Here is a 16,914-nt window from a genome sequence, read left to right on the forward strand (position 1 = left end):
TCATCGTTCGGATTTCCTTCAACTAACATACTTTTTTCCCCGCTCTATTCCTCTTCAATAGAATCTAGAAATGATTGAATTTGTTCAATGGAGAATCCTTTTCTATAAAGAGCCTGCTTCATTTTTTGCTGATATTCCCAGCCTTCATACTTTGAAAAACGACGATGAGCTTTCATTCCTTGATATTGCAGAGCTTCCCAAACCTCATCGCTTTCTTTTTCTGTATCCGTTCGCTGAAATGCTTCTTGAATAACAGAAAACGAATAGCCCTTCACTGCCAATGCTTGTTCCATTTTTTGTTTCATCATTACTTGAGATAATTTTTTATATTTCCCTTTTAACTTTTCAATTAATTTTACAGCAGTTTGAATTTGCTGTTCTTCAGGGTATTCACATAAACTAAGGGTAATAATGGAATCAGAAATCCCCTTTTCTTTTAATTCTCTTTGAATCACATTTGGTCCTTTTGGTGTTGTGTTCATCTGAGTTAACACAAATGCTTTTGCAAACTCTTCATCATTTAAATAACGATGGCTGACTAGTTTCTGAATAACTTGTTGAATAATAGTAGAGTTAATTTCTTTTTTCTTTAAATAATCATGTACCTCTTTTTCAGAGCGCATTCGATAAGATAAGTAAGTGATCGCTAAATTATAAGCTTTTTTCTCATCATCTGCGTACTGAATTTCCGTTAATTCAAATTCATCAAGCTCACGACCTTTTTTTAAGTCATATTTGATGAGGACATTTTCGTCAACACCAAAGCCAAACTCTTCACCTTTACCGTAATCTAAATACACATTATAACGTTCACCGCTATTCTTTTGCGTCGTGATCTTTGTGACAACAGGCATTAACCTTCACCTCATATTTCTTATTTAAATTGATGGCTGAAGAACCGCCAAACGTATCATACACGTTTTTATTTATCTCAATAAAGGAGGAAGTTCGTATGAAAATTGTTATTGCTGGAGGAACTGGATTCGTAGGTAAAGCTTTAACAAAACATTTTTTAACACAAAAACATTATGTATATATTTTAACACGCAATGCAGATAAAGCTGCAAGAGATCCGAAACTTAAATATGTAGAGTGGATGCAAGAAAACAGCCAACCTGAAGAGCATGTAGAAGGAGCAGACGTTTTTATCAATTTAGCTGGCGTTTCACTTAACAGCGGCCGCTGGACGGACGAACGCAAAAAAGCCATCGTGGAAAGTCGCCTTTCTTCTACTCAAGAAATTCTTCGCATTATGGCTTCTTTACCCGAAAAACCGTCACTTTATGTAAATGCAAGCGCCGTTGGTTATTACGGGACATCAACGAAAGAAACGTTCACAGAAGCTTCTCCATCGATCGGGACAGACTTTTTGGCTGAAACGGTAAAAAAGTGGGAAAATGAAGCGCTAAAAGCCATGGAACTCAATATTCGTACTGTCTTAACAAGATTCGGCGTTATATTAGGAAAAGATGGCGGAGCACTTCCTTCTACGGCCCTTCCTTATAAATTATTTGCAGGAGGAACAGTCGGTTCCGGAGAACAGTGGATGTCTTGGGTGCATCTTCAAGACGTCGTGAAGATCATTGATTATTGTATTCATACCGAACAAATAGAGGGAGCTGTTAACGTCACTGCCCCAAATCCCGTTCAAATGAAAGAGTTTGGAAAGACGATTGGAAAAGTGTTGAATCGTCCTCATTGGATGCCCGTACCTAGCTTTGGCCTTCAGCTGCTGATGGGAGAAATGAGTATGATTATTTTAAAGGGACAGCGCGTTTTACCTGAAAAATTGATTCAACAGAATTACATTTTTACATATACTGTATTAGAAGATGCATTGCGAGATTTACTCTAGTTATTTTCTGTTATTTCCCTAAAACAGGTGACTAAGCTGCCGATAGATAGGAGTAACTTTATGAAAACCATTCTCTTAAAAAATGCAACGCTCTATCCTATTACGTCAAAACCTATTTATAATAGTGATGTGCTCATTCAAGATGGAAAAATTGTTTTAATTGGGCCAAAATTGCAGCCACCTCTTCGAGTAGAAGTCATTGACTGCAAACAGCGTTATTTATTCCCTGGATTTATTGATGTTCATACACATCTAGGATTATATGATGAAGGAACCGGCTGGGCCGGGAATGATGCTAACGAAACCATTGAACCTATGACTCCACATATCCGAGCTTTTGACAGTGTACATCCTTTAAATCCTGGGTTTAAAGATGCCATTGAAGCGGGTATTACGTCTGTACACATTATGCCAGGAAGTGCAAATGTGATTGGAGGCACAACTTCCGTTATTAAAACAGCTGGAACAAGCATTTCTCAAATGTTAATTCAAGAGACAGCTGGACTTAAGATTGCGCTAGGAGAAAATCCAAAACGAATTCACAGCCACGGCAATAAAGAATCGATTACGCGAATGGGTATTATGGGGATGCTGCGAGAAGCATTTTATCACGCAGCAAGCAGTGACAACAAAGATGATTTGCGCATCAAACCTCTCACTCAAGCACTGAATAGAGAAATTCCAGTTCGGATTCATGCTCATAGAGCCGATGATATTCTATCAGCTCTTCGCTTAGCAGATGAATTTCATTTAGACGTCCGTATTGAGCACTGTACAGAAGGCCATTTAATTGCTAAAGAGCTGGGTGGAAGAAATTTAAAAGTAAGCGTAGGTCCAACTTTAACACGCCGCTCAAAGGTTGAACTTAAGAATAAAACGTGGAAAACCTATCAAGCTCTTTGCAATGAAGGAGTAGAAGTTTCCATTACAACGGACCATCCTTATACGCCTATTCAGTATTTAAATATTTGCGCATCCATTGCCGTACGTGAAGGACTCGAAGAGCAAAAAGCATTAGAAGGCATCACGATTACTGCTGCTCGGAATCTCCGTATTGATCATCGAATCGGCAGTATCGAAGCAGGAAAAGACGCTGATTTAGTGCTATGGAGCCATCATCCCTTTCACTACTTAGCAAAGCCTATTTTCACCATGATAGATGGTAAAATATTATTTAAAAAAAATTAACATTTTACCTATTTTCTTTTTTTATTTTTTTTAGTATGATACGTTTAGAAGCATGTGAATTTCACAAAAGCATAAACATCACACGTTGACTTTTTATGTTTGTTGACTTGTAATGGGAAGGCAAATGGTGCGCCACCAGGTAACTGGTTCTAGTGGGTTCGATTCCCACCCCGAAATTTTTTTAATTATTAAAAAATTTCGAGGGTGGGGACTTGATTGGAGTCTGTATATACCCTCGATCAGGAGGGAAAAGTTATGTTAAAAAAACGTGACCTAAATGACTGTCAATCTCTATACGAACTCATGGTACATCCTGATGTCTTCCCTTTTGTTCGTCATAAAGCCCATTCCTATGAAGAATTTTTATTTGTGACTAAACAAACGATGGAAGCAGAAGATCATGGAGAAATTATTTCTCGCACGATTTTAGATGAATGGGGTAACCCTATCGGCACCATTAATTTATTTGATGTACAGGATCAAGCTGGTTTTTTAGGCACTTGGCTTGGCAAACCGTTTCATGGAAAAGGATATAATCAAATTGCAAAAGAAGCGTTCTTTAATGAACTGTTCTTTGAGTTAAATATAGAGCGAATTTTTATGCGAATCCGCAAAATCAACATCAGGTCTATTAAGGCTGCCGAAAAACTGCCTTATGCAGTACTTGCGAATGAAACACACAAAGCTTTATACGATGAAATTAATCAACATGAAGACGTATATGATTTATACGAAATTCCAAAAGACTTGTATACATTATACTACCTGCGTCACGAACAAGACGTTCAAGAAGATCACCAGCTTAAAGAAGCGTAAGAGTCTCTCCGTTACACGGAGAGCTTTTTTTATGATTAAAAACGAGAGATTCTGGAAAAAATAAGTAGCATGATCGAAAAACGTTAATTGGAGGTTTTTTTATGTCTGAAAAAAAACGAAAAGAAAACGCAAAAAATACGTTAAGTAGCGCTCAAGAAATCTATTACGGCCGCGAGTTTAAAAAAGCAGACCGTGCAGGCGGCTACACGAAAAAATAAGTGAGGCAAAATATCTCTATCCAACGCTTGATCATCCCAACGTCCTTTCTGTACACTGTGTATCGGAAGGACGTTTTATATTATGTAAAGATAATAACGCGAAGATTTCATACGTATGATTTACGATTTTTTAATACTTTACTATATCCACAAAGTTTACCCACAATTATGTGGATAATGTGCATAACTTTATCAGATATGTATATTACCGCTCTCATAACTTGAAATGACAGTGGGTAATTTTTATGTGAATTTTCTGAAAAAATGTGAATAATGTGGATAAAGTTGTGAATATCCTATACAATTCAGCAGTTAACTCCTTGTTAACCTGTGGATATCTTCTTTAGCACTTTCGTTTGTTTTAGTAACATGAAAGCTTTTGATATATTATAAGTATAATAATAAAAAGTAGGGGAACTTCCCCTACTTTTTTATGATTGGAAACAATATATCCACACTTGTTCCTTGATTTAACTGACTAGAAAATGTCATCTGCGCATGATGAGCTTTAATAATCCGATAGCTGACCATCAGCCCTAAACCTGTACCTTTTTCTTTTGTACTATAAAAAGGCTCACCTATCTTCGCTAACCGTTCAGGAGGAATACCTTGCCCTTCATCAGCAAGCTGCAGCCAAAGGTGGTTTTCTTTTGCTTTAATCGTAATATGAATACCCCCTCCTTCAGGCATTGCTTCGATAGAGTTTTTAATAATATTAATAAATACTTGTTTTAACTGATTTTTATCTCCATATACCTGCGGTAATTGCTCATCCCTTTCAAATATGAAAGCTACCTTTTTTTCTACTGCTTCAGGTTCAAGAAGCGAGCACACTTCTTGAACAAGCGCTTGCATATTCAAGGGTTCAACATTCATAACCTGAGGTTTTCCTAACATCAAAAATTCTTCTACGATTCCATTCATTCGTTCTAATTCAGTTTCCATGATATCTATATACAAAGCATCTTTGGGATTTTGTTCTTTTAATAAGTGAACAAAACCTTTTAAAGAAGTCAAAGGATTTTTGATCTCGTGAGCAACTCCAGCTGCAAGTTCTCCTACAACGGCAAGCTTCTCAGAAGTTCTAAGCTTCTCTTCTGCTTTTTTACGCTCCGTAATATCTGTCGATACGCACAGCATTTGAATCACTTCCTGTTTTTCATTCATAATAGGAAGTTTTGCTGTTTCGACCCAGCGCCGGTTTCCTTTCGAATCTTTAAACTGTTCTTCTAATACCATCCCTTTTTGCGTACAGTTTGAAAACGTCCCTTTATATAAAAGATCTGATTGAAGGTTGAATTGATATTTATCAATTGGTTGTCCAATCAAGTCATCAGATTTTTCACCTAGCAGCATCGCAAAAGATTCATTAACAAGAATGAACTCCCTTTTTTGATTAATGGCATAAATATAGCTTGGATTAATGTCAATGACTTGTCTTAAAAACGTTTTTTGTTCCTGCAGCTGATTTTCTTTTTGCTGTAAATTTGCTTTAGAATGGCGTATATAGCTAATCATTTCATTAAACTGTTTAGATAAAGTACCGATTTCCCCCCGCTCAATTTCTCGTTCCGGAATTTTTTGATTAAAATTCCCGCGCGCTACTTGTCCCGCCAATTCATATAGTTTACGAATAGGATTCACAATTTGCCTTGCATATAACGCAGTAAAAAAAGAAAGCAGTAAAATTGTAATACCTGAAACGGTCCAAAGCGTTTTTTCAAACGTTTCATAAGGCCTGTAAATTTCTTCAACGGGTAATTCAGCGACAATTCCCCAATCCAAAACAGGAATATATTCAAATGACGCAAAGAAGTACTTACCTTCGGTGTTCACAACGCGCTGATATCCTGATTTATGATTCATCGTTTCCTGAACGATTTCATTTTCCCTGGCATTTTCACCGATTCTCTGTTTCTCAGGGTGTGAAATAATTCTACCATTGCGGTCTACAATAAACGTATAGCCGTTCTCTCCTATATCGAACGTTTGAAAAATGGATTGAAAGCTTTTATTTTCTTCAATGCGCAGCGCTAAATTTATAACTTTTTTTACATTTTGCTGCTCATCCAAAATAGGAATTGCCATCACCACAATGTAATGCTTTGTGTCTGCTGAAACGACATCGCTTAAATATATTTTTTTAGTTCGCAGCGCTTCTTGAAAATATTTTCTTTTACTTAAGTTCACGTGCTTCATACTCTTTAAATCATCTGGGTAATAATGCTCCACATACCCTTTTGTATTAAAAATGGTTCCGCTATCGATATACGGTGAAATATTAACTATTTTCTGCAGTTCTTTGTCTATCTCTTGTTCATCATCTGATAAAAAAATAGGATCTTGCTGTACCTCGTCGCCCAAGCTCCAAATATCTTTAATAACGATGTTAATTTGCTCTTTCATTCTCTTGACGGTTTTATCAGTTACCTGTCGATATTGATCTTGAGAAATATTAGGCAGCATCACTCTTGAAACTATAAACATTAGCGTCAGTACGGTACAAATAAGAAGCACATTAATCGTGAAGATTTTCCAAAACGTATGAGATTTAAACCATTTCATGTTTGTTCACCTTAATTCAATGAAGTCTACCTCCATTGTACTGCAAAATGAAAACTTTTCCATGTAAATGATAGAATTCCACCTTTAGACATAGAAGAAAAGCATTTGGTTCTACATTACTATCAGAAAACTATGAGCTTTTTCACTGTATTTTCTGCTAAAACTTTTTTAGGGTTCTTATATAAACTTTGCTTACTGCATTTTCTTCATACAGTAGAAATCAATTATTTATCTTCCAATAAAAAGACCCCATCACGAAATGATGAGGTCACCCATTTACTATTTCTTCTTCCTTCTAGCCCCGTAAAAACCAAATAAGAGAATAAACCAAACGGGTGTCAACAATAAGGCTGGGCGCGTCGCATCAGAAAACAGCATAATAATAAGAATCACTGCAAACAACGCTAGCACAACATAGTTTATAAATGGTGTTAACGGTGCTTTGAATGTTGATGCTGCATGCAGCTGCGGACGCGTTTTTTTATATCTTAGATGGCAAATCAAAATGATACTCCACACCCAAATGAAACAAATAGCGCTGATGGTTGTTACGATGCCAAAAGCTTGATCTGGTATCAGTTTGCTTAACAAAGCTCCCGCCGAGATAACCAGCGTAGATACAAACAATCCGTTGCTTGGTACGTGGTTTTTGTTCAGTTTTGCAAACGTAGATGGCCCTTGGTCATTTTTACTTAAGTTATATAAGATACGGCTTGTTGAAAACATTCCGCTATTACAAGCAGAAGCGGCTGAAGTTAATACAACAAAATTAATAATTCCAGCAGCAAGCGGAATTCCGACTAAACTAAAGGTTTTAACAAATGGGCTTTCTGCTGCATTCAATTCCATCCACGGGTTAATAAATAAAAGGACGATAAGCGCTCCAACATAGAAAAATAAGATTCGCAGCGGAATTTTATTAATGGCCGATGGAATATTTTTTTGGGGATTTGATGTTTCCGCTGCCGATACCCCTACCAATTCAACCCCGACGTATGCGAAAATAACCATTTGGAATGAAAGTAAGAAACCTGAAACACCGTTTGGAAACAGTCCTCCATGATTCCAAAGATTTTGAACCGTAACGGATCCTGCATCTGTTTTAAATCCGATTACCAGTAAAATAACGCCAATAACAATTAACGCAAGAATCGTAATAACCTTTATTAAAGCAAACCAAAACTCTAATTCTCCAAATAATTTTACGGTTAATAAGTTAAGTCCTAATAAAATGATTACACAAATAAGTGCAGGAATCCACTGAGGAATATTGAACCAATATTTCACATATACGCCAACGGCAATCACATCAGCCATAGCTGTCATGATCCAGCAAAACCAGTACGTCCACCCTGTGACAAATGAAGCCCATGGTCCAAGATACTCTTCAGCAATATCTGTTAACGATTGATAACCTGCTTTAGACAGCAGTAGTTCTCCTAGCGCTCTCATCACAAAGAAAAGCGCAATACCCACAATTAAATAAGCAAAGATGATAGAGGGACCTGCAAGCTGTATGGCTTTACCAGAACCTAAAAATAATCCCGTCCCAATGGTTCCTCCAATCGCGATTAGCTGAACATGACGATTGGATAAATCCCTCTTTAATTCTCGTTGTTCCAACTCTAACTCCTCCTAACAATAAAACCTTTGATGCGATCGTGCGGACTACAAAATAAAGTCCAATAAAAAAAGAGATTGGATGCGCTCCAATCTCATGGTCATAAGAATAACAAATATTATGGTACATGCTACCAATTAGTAACATGCCAAATAAATATCCGGTACTCTTCTGTCCTTTTGCCTGAGATTGTGAACCCTTCGGCGTCGCGAAACTATCGCGATCTCTCCAGAAGCTGCTCCTGCTATAGTGTGATCCATAGCAATCATAGCTTTCTACGTATTAAATTTTTCGATCAAGATAATGACTGTCGAATAGTTGTTTATTCTAATACCAGTTGGATGCTTTGTCAACAAGAAAGATGACTTTCATTTATTTACCTTCTTCGAAAGAAGGTAATGAAACAGGTTCAATCGTCAACTTAGTATCCTTTTCTACATGCTACCTGAGTCCCTGCGGAAACCTAAATACGTTAAATGGATCGTACTTTTTATTTACTCTTTCTAACCGCTCTGCGTTGTCTCCAAAATACTCATACTCGTAGTTTCTAAGGTTGCTGATAGGGAAATTCACATAGGAGCCTTTCGTAATACGTTTAATATATTGAAATCGCTTATACAGCCACTCTCTGTTTGCTCGTGCAAACGCATCGTCTGTCCATATAGATTGAAAGCCCAGAATATATCTAGCGTTTCTGTAAAAGAAGGCCGTTTCTCTGTTACCAACACTGCGAATTTCTCCTCCTAGTGCATAAAAAGAAATCGCGGCGTAAACGGACCCTTCTGCTGGACGCTGTATGAGATCTGCAAGATTTTCAAGCTGGCCAACTGAATAACTTCTTTGCACAAATCTTCCCGTTGACTTAAATTTTTCAGAAGGAGGATAGGTTGCTTCTATCTTTTGTACCGCTTCAAGAAAAGATAATGACTGTAGCTCGACTCGGAACCCCTCCACCTCTGCAAAAGGCTGCAAGATCTTTCGAGCTCTTTCTGGAGATCCGTAAAAGAAGCCGTTCGCAAATATGCCCAATCCTTCTCCTTCTGCATTATAAAAACTGGCAACTAGCGTCATACGTTTGTCCAATTCAGGCAGCCAGCTTTGCCATATATTCATCACTTGTACCTGTTTTTCTCTTGTAGTACCTACATAAAAGAAGCGAACAAGCGTCACAGAGCTGTTCGTCGGTTTTGGAAGCTGAAACGTCATGCTTGCCACAACGCCAAAATTACCGCCACCAGCACCTCGGCATGCCCAAAAAAGATCCGCGTTACACGATTTGTTTGCTTTAATAATCTTTCCTTCATAATTGACCAACTCTAGCTCTATCAAGCTGTCACAGCCTAATCCGTAAAGTCTGCTCGAAAGCCCCCAGCCTCCTCCGAGCGTAAAGCCAGACACCCCAACAGTCGGACACGTTCCTCCTGGAAACACATATCCATTCGAACCGATAAAATCATACACTTCCGTATTCTTTGCTCCTCCCTCCATCTTTAAGATGTTCCGTTTCCTATCCAATTTCAACCCGTTTAACCGACTGATATCAATGACCAATACACAGTCACCCGTAGAATACCCTTCATAATGATGACCGCCAGATCGAATGCGAATGTCTACACGATGCTTGCGCGCCCATTGAATTGCATTTACAACATCCTGCTTTTTTTCACAGTACACAATCACAAGCGGAAATTTATCAATAGCACGATTCCACTCCTGACGAGTTTCCTCATAAATGGGGTCTTTCGGCGTTACCACTTCACCCGTAAGCCCTTTCAAAAACATTGAGTCCATTTGACCTCTGCCCCTCTGTATATACTTTTTAGTAGTTTTATTACTATAGTATTCTTGGGGTGGTTGAGGGTGTGGGTTTTCAAGACTAGATTGGCGTTTATCATCTCTATAAAAAATGAAATTTCAGTTCATTTACTGAAATATAAGTACTAATAAAACTTCTTTTCGGTGCTCCGATGCTTTCTAAAACATAACTTTCCAATAATTCAAATTAGATATATTAGAATATTTTTTCTTCCAACAAGAGTCCAATTCAAATAAAAAAAGAGCAGAACCAAATCTGCCCTTTACTCTTCATCTATTTACTTCTTTAACGTCAAACTCACTACATTCTCCACATGCGCCGTATGAGGGAACATATCCACAGGCTGAATGTAATCCACATGATAAGCCTTCGACAGCTGCTGCACATCTTTCGCTAATGTGGATGGATTACAAGATACGTAAACCACTTTCTTTGGCTTTACTTGTAAAATCGTTTTTAGAAGCTTGTCATCACAGCCTGTTCGCGGCGGGTCAACGACGACTACGTCTGGCTTCCATCCTTCTTTCACCCACTGCGGCATCCACTTTTCAGCTGGACCCGTCACATACGTGGCATGTTCAAATCCATGATCTTTGGCATTTTTTCGCGCGTCTACAATGGATTCTTCAATCGTGTCCATTCCGCGAATTTCTTTGGCATCTTTAGCAAGCCATAAGCCAATTGTCCCTACTCCGCAGTAAGCATCTACGATTTTTTCACTGCCTGTTAGCGCAGCTGCTTTTTTTACTTCGTCGTATAGCTTCACCGTTTGAAGAGGATTCAGCTGGAAAAATGCACGCGCTGAAAGTTCGAATGAGATATCACCTAACGTTTCTTGAATCACCGATTTTCCAGCGAGCGTAAACGTTTCGTCTCCAAAGATAAGCGATGTTTTTTGGTCGTTTACGTTTTGTACGAGCGATTTCACTTCCGGCAGGCGGCGCTGAATTTCTTTCATCAGCAGCTCTTTTTTCGGAATTTCTTTTTTAGCCGTGATTAAAACAATTTGCACTTCACCCGTTTCAAATCCTACTCGAGATACGATAGTACGCACAATTCCACGGCGTTTGCGCTCGTTGTAGATAGGGATTTGAAGGTCTTGTAAAATTCGTTTTATTTCTTTTGTCACGTGATTTGTAGCTTTATGCTGAATGGGACAGTTTTCAATATCAATCAAGCGGTGAGAATTCAGTCCATACAAACCAGCAATGACTTTTTGTTTGTCCACGCCGACTTGAAACTGAGATTTATTACGGTAGCGCCACGGATCTTCCATACCAATCGTTTGGCGAGTTTTTTCCTCTACTTTTTTTAATGAACTGTGACGTTCGAACGCTTGCAGAACAATATCCCGCTTGGATTCTAGCTGACCTTCATAAGATAAGTGCTGAAGCTGGCAGCCTCCGCACTGGTCGTAAATCGGACAGGGTGCTTCTACGCGATGAGGAGATTTTTTGCGAATTCGCTTGATTTTCCCTTCGGCAAACTTATGCTGAACATTTGTTGCTTCTACAACCACTTCTTCATTCGGTAATGCTCCCGGTACAAAGACGACTTGGCGCTTAAAATAGCCTACGCCTTCTCCATTAATACCGAGTCTTTTTATCGTCAACGGAAACGTTTGTCCTTTTTGAACTTTCATTTCAGTTTTTGGTTTATTCATGAGACCAACTCCGATTAGTTTAAATTCTTTATATAGTTATTAACGGTCTTTAACTGCTTAAAACCTATTGGACCGTATCGCTTTAAAAAAGACATCAACGCATATTATAACACTTCAACAGCAAAAAACCGACAGGAGAAACATTCCCGTCGGTTTTTATCTTTATTTCGTTTTAGAAGGACTTTTTTTCAATTGTTTACGTTCGTTCATTAAATCATCAATACTTTTAAACGTATAGCCCTGCTTTTTTAAATCCACAATCGCTTGATCTAACGCATCTGCGTTATCCTTTGAAACGGTATGCAGAAGCATGATCGCACCTGGATGTATTTGAGTCATCATATTGTCGTATGAGTAGCGCCAGCCTTTTTGTTCATTCACTTTCCAGTCAACAAATGCTAGTGACCAAAATACATTCGTATAGCCTTCTTGCTTTGAAAGAGCTAGCGTTCGTTCGCTAAATACACCTCTAGGTGAGCGGAGATACTTCATTTCATCACGACCGGTAATATTCTTGTATTCATCTTTTACTTTTTGCAGCTCTTCTTTAAAACGTGCATCATCCACTTGAGTTAAGTCAGGGTGATGCCATGAATGATTGCCGACAATATGCCCTTCTTTTACCATTCGCTTAATTAGCTTAGGCTCTTCTTTTAAATAGTGTCCTGTTACAAAAAACGTCGCAGGAACCTTTCTTTTTTTGAGCACGTCTAATACCTGCGGGGTATAACCATTTTCATAACCGTTATCAAACGTTAAATAAATATTTTTTTTAGTTGTATCGCCGAGGTAAAACGCATCATACTTAGCAAGAATGTGTTCATAAGCTGTACCTGCGGATGCGGGCTTATGATTTTTACTTTTTTGAAATCCCCAGCTGATCGGAGTGTTTGGATACATTTGTGCTTCAACAGATGCTAGGCCTGTTGACATCACGAATAAAAAAACGAGAAAAAAGGTGAACCGGCGCATAAGAAGCTCCTTTCGGAAGTCATTTTACGCTTAGTATCCACTCAATTTTCTCGTTCATGAACGTTACTTTTTACCATACGCTCCGGACGTATGTTTATTTAAATACCGGTTCTTTAAATTGCTCAAGCTTTTCAAATGAAGACTTGTCTACATCTGCATGCAAGCTGTTTCCGTGTGAATCCATCGTCACTACAGCTGTAAAACCTTCTACTTTTAAATGCCACATTGCTTCAGGAATACCGAACTGCATCAAATCAACGCCTTCTACGCTCTTGATACAATCAGCATAGTACTGCGCAGCTCCTCCGATAGCATTTAAGTACACACCGCCGTGCTCTTGAAGAGCAGCAAGCGTTTTAGGACCCATACCGCCTTTACCGATAACCGCGCGGATACCAAATTTCTTCATAATATCTCCTTGGTAAGGTTCTTCACGGATACTTGTTGTTGGTCCTGCAGCGGTTACGTGCCATTTTTCATCTTCATCTTTTAACATAACCGGGCCACAGTGATAAATGATTTGTCCATTTAAATCAATTGGCGCATCGTGGTCTGTTAAATGTTTATGAATAGCGTCGCGTCCTGTGTAGATCATACCGTTGATGCGCACTACGTCACCAACTTTTAATTCACGAATTTGCTCTTCTGTAATAGGTGCTTGTAATACAACTTCTTTTGTTTCATCCGCATTTTGTTTCTCTTCTGCACCTGCATTTTTATTAAAATCTACTTCTTCGCCTTCTTGATACAGCCACTCTTGAACGCTTCCTGTATCAGCGTTGATTTTAATACCTAAGCGACGGTAAGCCCAGCAGTTATACGCAACTGACACATAGAAGCTAGCAGGAATACGATTGATTACGCCGACTTTACAGCCAAGTAATGTCGTTTCTCCGCCAAAGCCCATTGTACCGATTCCTAACTTATTAGCATTTTCCATTACATACTCTTCTAATTCTTTCAGCTGAGCGTTTGGATTTTCGTCATCTAAGTTTCGGAACAGCTGCTCTTTTGCTAATTCATAGCCTGTTGTACGGTCGCCACCGATTCCAACACCAATGACGCCGGCGCTACAGCCTTGGCCTTGCGCTTGGTATACTGAGTGCATCACACATTTACGAATACCGTCTAAATCACGACCAGCTCGGCCTAACCCTTCTACTTCACAAGGCAGGCTATACTGAATGTTTTTATTTTCACAGCCGCCGCCTTTTAAAATAAGACGCGCATCAATATAGTCATTTTCCCACTGTTCAAACTTAATAACCGGCGTGCCTCCGCCTAAATTATTACCGCTGTTTTCTCCCGTTAACGAATCTACAGAATTAGGGCGAAGCTTTCCGTGCTTTGTTGCTTCTTCAATTGCCCAATAAATCGCTTCTTTAATTTGAAGCTGATTCACTCCTACAGGGGTTTTAATTTTAAATGTTGGCATACCTGTATCTTGACAAATTGGCGATAAATTATCATCCGCCATCTTAATATTATTGGTAATGGTCGCTAAAGACATTGCTGCACGCGTTCCTGCATTTTCACGCGCTTTTGCCTTTGCGATAGCACGTCGAACGTCTTTTGGCAATTTTGTAGATGTTTCAACAATTAAATCGTACATGCTTTGTTTTAAAGCTTCAATCATCACTTAATTCCTCCCATATCCCGCTAATGTATGTATTTATCTATCTGTCGTACAACTTTCAAAATTTATTATACTCCTTCAAAAATTGTTTCGAAAGACCTTTATAGGAGGATTTCTACTTCAAGCAAAAAAGCGCTAGTTTTTCTAGCGCTTTTTTCTTCTTCATTCTTTATCTTTTTTAAACTGCTCACATTTTGCTTCTAAGTCATCAATCATTGTAATCAAACGGTCAATATCTTCTAGATCTGTGTTTTCAGGCTCCATAGAGTCTAATACATGTACAAACATATTTAAACGATCTTTTAAATAACGTACTTGTGAATCTTTATCTCGAACGGCGTTTCCCATTTTAAACCCTCCTGATGTAGCTTTTCATTCGTATTTCCTTATATCCTAACGAATACTTTCATATTTGACAACTAAAAGCAATAAAATCCATAATAGTCACTGGTGTCCGTTTTGAATGGGACGTATAATTTAGTCTAGCAGGACGGACCGTGAGATGTTTTCATCATCATTTCACTTTACGGAAAAATAAAAGGAGTTTTTTTATGGCCACTTTACAACGAATTACCCCGGAATTCGATCCGTGGGAAGCGTATTTAGATATGAAACAATATGGCAAACCGACGCTCACAAACGTTGAATTTACAACAACGACGCTTTGTAATATGCGATGTGAGCACTGCGCAGTTGGATATACGCTGCAGCCAAAAGACCCAAACGCACTGCCTCTTGATTTAATTTTAAAACGTCTCGATGAAATTCCAACACTTCGAGCGTTAAGCATCACGGGCGGAGAGCCTATGATGTCTCTATCTTCTGTGAAAAATTATGTGGTGCCTTTATTAAAGTATGCACACGAACGAGGTGTCCGTACACAGATTAATTCAAATTTAACATTAGATCTTGCTCGTTACGAACAAATCATTCCTTATTTAGATGTTTTACATATTTCTCACAATTGGGGAACGATGGACGACTTTGTTGAAGCTGGCTTTGCAATGATGGAGCGAAAGCCTACTTATGAGCAGCGCGCCAAATATTTCGACCGTATGATTGAAAACAGCCGCGCGCTTGTAAAAGCAGGTGTAACGGTATCAGCTGAAACGATGTTAAATAAACGTACGCTTCCTCATATGGAAAAAATTCATCGTCAAATTGTGGATGAAATGCTTTGTCAGCGTCACGAAGTACACCCTATGTATCCAAGTGACTTTGCCAGCACCTTAGAGACATTATCTCTTCCTGAAATGCGTCAAGCGATTCATCACCTTCTTGATATTCGAGATGAAAATGTGTGGATGCTATTCGGCACGCTGCCGTTTTATGCATGCAGTAATAACGAGGAAGACTTAACGCTTTTACAGCGCTTGTATAGCAGTAAAAATGTAACCGTTCGAAACGATCCAGACGGACGTTCTCGCCTAAATGTAAATATTTTCGACGGAGATATTATCGTAACTGATTTTGGTGATACGCCTCCTCTTGGCAACATTCAAGATACAAAGCTTACAGACGCTTTTGATACGTGGCAGCAAAGCACAATTTCTAAAGAACTTAGCTGCCATTGTTCAGCGGTCTCTTGTTTGGGACCTAATATTTTGGTAAAAAACAGCTATTATCAAGATACTGATTTTAGCAAACTCCAAGCGAAGATTACAAAATAACAAAAAGAGATTCCACCACTGGAATCTCTTTTTTTGTTATCTCGGCTGATCGTAAGCCCCGAAACTTAAGGAGACATAATCTTGTACTGGAATCCATGCTCCAATTCCTTGAGACGTTACATTTCTCACCACAATTGAACGCTTGCTGCCTTTTACCGTTACATATACTTCCCCATACGTTACTTTTCCCTTTTCACTTACAGCAGGCGTGTACGCATAGAGATAACCTACTTTTTTAGGAGCTACGTTATACACCTGGTCTTTTTTCGTTCCGGCACCTACAAACGTTTGAAATGATAAAGTGAGCTTTGTTTTTTTAGCTGCTTCAATTAGCATCATTTGTTTAACATGATCAGGCTGAGGCACTTTTGCCGTTAATCCGCCTTTTACATGGCTTTGATTTTCCTGACTGTACATCATTTTGTACTGAGTTTTTCCCGCTCTGTTATCATAATGATTCGTATTGATTCGCTGGTGCTGCCAGTTAACGTTTGTTTCTGTTGATTCATAATTTAACGGCCACTGTCCTAAAAAAATGGTTGCTCTGAATCCAATTGCCCATGGAGTTTTAGAAATGTTTGATTCATTTAATATACGAATTAAATCAGGGTTTTCAATTTTTACATTTGACGTTTCAATGAGCTCTTTTGTGAACTCACTCGGCTGCAAATAAGGCGTGTCTTGACTAGCATTTGGATACGTATTTTCTTTTGAAATATTTAAAGCTGAAGAAGGCACGTTGATGGTAGGCTGAGCTGTTTTTGCAATGGCGATCTTCGTTGAACATGAAAATGAAATAATGATGGTAAACACAAATAAAAGCAATTTACGTAACATCTAGAAACTCCTTTCAACATCGTTAATGAATGCAACCATAGTTTTTTCAAACATCCC

The 16,914-nt window shown here is 38.6% G+C and carries 14 protein-coding genes and 1 riboswitch; of the genes, 5 read left to right on the plus strand and 9 right to left on the minus strand.

What is annotated here, in order from left to right; genetic code table 11:
• Nucleotides 1–44: 44 nt before the first annotated feature.
• Complete coding sequence (gene recX / locus ACXAE4_RS25930) at nucleotides 45–854, minus strand: recombination regulator RecX (RefSeq protein WP_028412436.1); 810 nt, start codon at nucleotides 852–854, stop codon at nucleotides 45–47.
• Between the two features lie 98 nt (nucleotides 855–952).
• Between recX and ACXAE4_RS25935 the strand changes: the two genes are divergently transcribed.
• From ACXAE4_RS25935 to ACXAE4_RS25950, 4 genes are all read left to right on the plus strand, one after another.
• Nucleotides 953–1,855: a TIGR01777 family oxidoreductase gene (locus ACXAE4_RS25935; RefSeq protein ID WP_028412437.1), complete on the plus strand. Its 903-nt coding sequence runs from the start codon at nucleotides 953–955 to the stop codon at nucleotides 1,853–1,855.
• A gap of 60 nt (nucleotides 1,856–1,915) precedes the next feature.
• A complete protein-coding gene (locus ACXAE4_RS25940; RefSeq protein WP_475237256.1) occupies nucleotides 1,916–3,043 on the plus strand; it encodes an amidohydrolase in 1,128 nt (375 codons plus the stop codon).
• 255 nt (nucleotides 3,044–3,298) lie between these two features.
• Nucleotides 3,299–3,859, plus strand: coding sequence for a GNAT family N-acetyltransferase (locus ACXAE4_RS25945; protein WP_013055149.1), 561 nt, complete (start codon nucleotides 3,299–3,301; stop codon nucleotides 3,857–3,859).
• A 101-nt stretch (nucleotides 3,860–3,960) separates the two neighbouring features.
• A complete protein-coding gene (locus ACXAE4_RS25950) occupies nucleotides 3,961–4,077 on the plus strand; it encodes a YfhE family protein (RefSeq protein WP_013055148.1) in 117 nt (38 codons plus the stop codon).
• Nucleotides 4,078–4,500: 423 nt separating this feature from the next.
• Here ACXAE4_RS25950 and ACXAE4_RS25955 read toward each other — a convergent pair whose 3' ends face one another.
• The 7 genes from ACXAE4_RS25955 to ACXAE4_RS25985 form a co-directional block, all read right to left on the minus strand.
• Nucleotides 4,501–6,642 carry a PAS domain-containing sensor histidine kinase gene (locus ACXAE4_RS25955; protein WP_028412439.1) on the minus strand — a complete coding sequence of 714 codons (2,142 nt, stop codon included), beginning with the start codon at nucleotides 6,640–6,642 and terminating at the stop codon, nucleotides 4,501–4,503.
• Nucleotides 6,643–6,921: 279 nt separating this feature from the next.
• Nucleotides 6,922–8,265 (minus strand): amino acid permease, encoded by a 1,344-nt coding sequence (locus ACXAE4_RS25960; RefSeq protein ID WP_028412440.1) that lies wholly within the window; start codon nucleotides 8,263–8,265, stop codon nucleotides 6,922–6,924.
• Nucleotides 8,266–8,424: 159 nt separating this feature from the next.
• A riboswitch (glycine riboswitch) is annotated at nucleotides 8,425–8,505 on the minus strand.
• 199 nt (nucleotides 8,506–8,704) lie between these two features.
• Entirely contained in the window at nucleotides 8,705–10,054 is a 1,350-nt protein-coding gene (locus ACXAE4_RS25965; RefSeq protein ID WP_289578689.1) for an FAD-binding oxidoreductase, read from the minus strand.
• A 302-nt stretch (nucleotides 10,055–10,356) separates the two neighbouring features.
• A complete protein-coding gene (gene rlmD, locus ACXAE4_RS25970; RefSeq protein WP_289578688.1) occupies nucleotides 10,357–11,742 on the minus strand; it encodes a 23S rRNA (uracil(1939)-C(5))-methyltransferase RlmD in 1,386 nt (461 codons plus the stop codon).
• A gap of 162 nt (nucleotides 11,743–11,904) precedes the next feature.
• Nucleotides 11,905–12,714, minus strand: a complete 810-nt coding sequence (gene pdaA / locus ACXAE4_RS25975; RefSeq protein ID WP_028412443.1) for a delta-lactam-biosynthetic de-N-acetylase — start codon at nucleotides 12,712–12,714, stop codon at nucleotides 11,905–11,907.
• Between the two features lie 94 nt (nucleotides 12,715–12,808).
• Complete coding sequence (locus ACXAE4_RS25980; RefSeq protein WP_098627107.1) at nucleotides 12,809–14,350, minus strand: fumarate hydratase; 1,542 nt, start codon at nucleotides 14,348–14,350, stop codon at nucleotides 12,809–12,811.
• 162 nt (nucleotides 14,351–14,512) lie between these two features.
• On the minus strand, nucleotides 14,513–14,698 hold the full coding sequence (locus ACXAE4_RS25985) for an SE1561 family protein (RefSeq protein ID WP_013081532.1): 186 nt from the start codon (nucleotides 14,696–14,698) through the stop codon (nucleotides 14,513–14,515).
• 203 nt (nucleotides 14,699–14,901) lie between these two features.
• Here ACXAE4_RS25985 and yfkAB point away from each other — a divergent pair, with 203 nt between their 5' ends.
• On the plus strand, nucleotides 14,902–16,020 hold the full coding sequence (gene yfkAB / locus ACXAE4_RS25990) for a radical SAM/CxCxxxxC motif protein YfkAB (RefSeq protein WP_028412445.1): 1,119 nt from the start codon (nucleotides 14,902–14,904) through the stop codon (nucleotides 16,018–16,020).
• 36 nt (nucleotides 16,021–16,056) lie between these two features.
• Here yfkAB and ACXAE4_RS25995 read toward each other — a convergent pair whose 3' ends face one another.
• Complete coding sequence (locus ACXAE4_RS25995) at nucleotides 16,057–16,857, minus strand: YfkD famly protein (RefSeq protein ID WP_028412446.1); 801 nt, start codon at nucleotides 16,855–16,857, stop codon at nucleotides 16,057–16,059.
• Nucleotides 16,858–16,914: the final 57 nt, after the last annotated feature.

This window comes from Priestia sp. ABM2_011 (assembly GCF_056158845.1).

Excerpts from the sequence above, each read along its gene's own strand:
- yfkAB (WP_028412445.1), top strand. The coding sequence starts at position 14,902 with ATGGCCACTTTACAACGAATTACCCCGGAATTCGATCCGTGGGAAGCG.
- ACXAE4_RS25955 (WP_028412439.1), bottom strand. The coding sequence starts at position 6,642 with ATGAAATGGTTTAAATCTCATACGTTTTGGAAAATCTTCACGATTAAT.
- ACXAE4_RS25980 (WP_098627107.1), bottom strand. The coding sequence starts at position 14,350 with ATGATTGAAGCTTTAAAACAAAGCATGTACGATTTAATTGTTGAAACA.
- ACXAE4_RS25950 (WP_013055148.1), top strand. The coding sequence starts at position 3,961 with ATGTCTGAAAAAAAACGAAAAGAAAACGCAAAAAATACGTTAAGTAGC.
- ACXAE4_RS25935 (WP_028412437.1), top strand. The coding sequence starts at position 953 with ATGAAAATTGTTATTGCTGGAGGAACTGGATTCGTAGGTAAAGCTTTA.
- ACXAE4_RS25995 (WP_028412446.1), bottom strand. The coding sequence starts at position 16,857 with ATGTTACGTAAATTGCTTTTATTTGTGTTTACCATCATTATTTCATTT.
- recX (WP_028412436.1), bottom strand. The coding sequence starts at position 854 with ATGCCTGTTGTCACAAAGATCACGACGCAAAAGAATAGCGGTGAACGT.
- ACXAE4_RS25945 (WP_013055149.1), top strand. The coding sequence starts at position 3,299 with ATGTTAAAAAAACGTGACCTAAATGACTGTCAATCTCTATACGAACTC.
- pdaA (WP_028412443.1), bottom strand. The coding sequence starts at position 12,714 with ATGCGCCGGTTCACCTTTTTTCTCGTTTTTTTATTCGTGATGTCAACA.
- ACXAE4_RS25985 (WP_013081532.1), bottom strand. The coding sequence starts at position 14,698 with ATGGGAAACGCCGTTCGAGATAAAGATTCACAAGTACGTTATTTAAAA.
- ACXAE4_RS25965 (WP_289578689.1), bottom strand. The coding sequence starts at position 10,054 with ATGGACTCAATGTTTTTGAAAGGGCTTACGGGTGAAGTGGTAACGCCG.
- ACXAE4_RS25940 (WP_475237256.1), top strand. The coding sequence starts at position 1,916 with ATGAAAACCATTCTCTTAAAAAATGCAACGCTCTATCCTATTACGTCA.
- rlmD (WP_289578688.1), bottom strand. The coding sequence starts at position 11,742 with ATGAATAAACCAAAAACTGAAATGAAAGTTCAAAAAGGACAAACGTTT.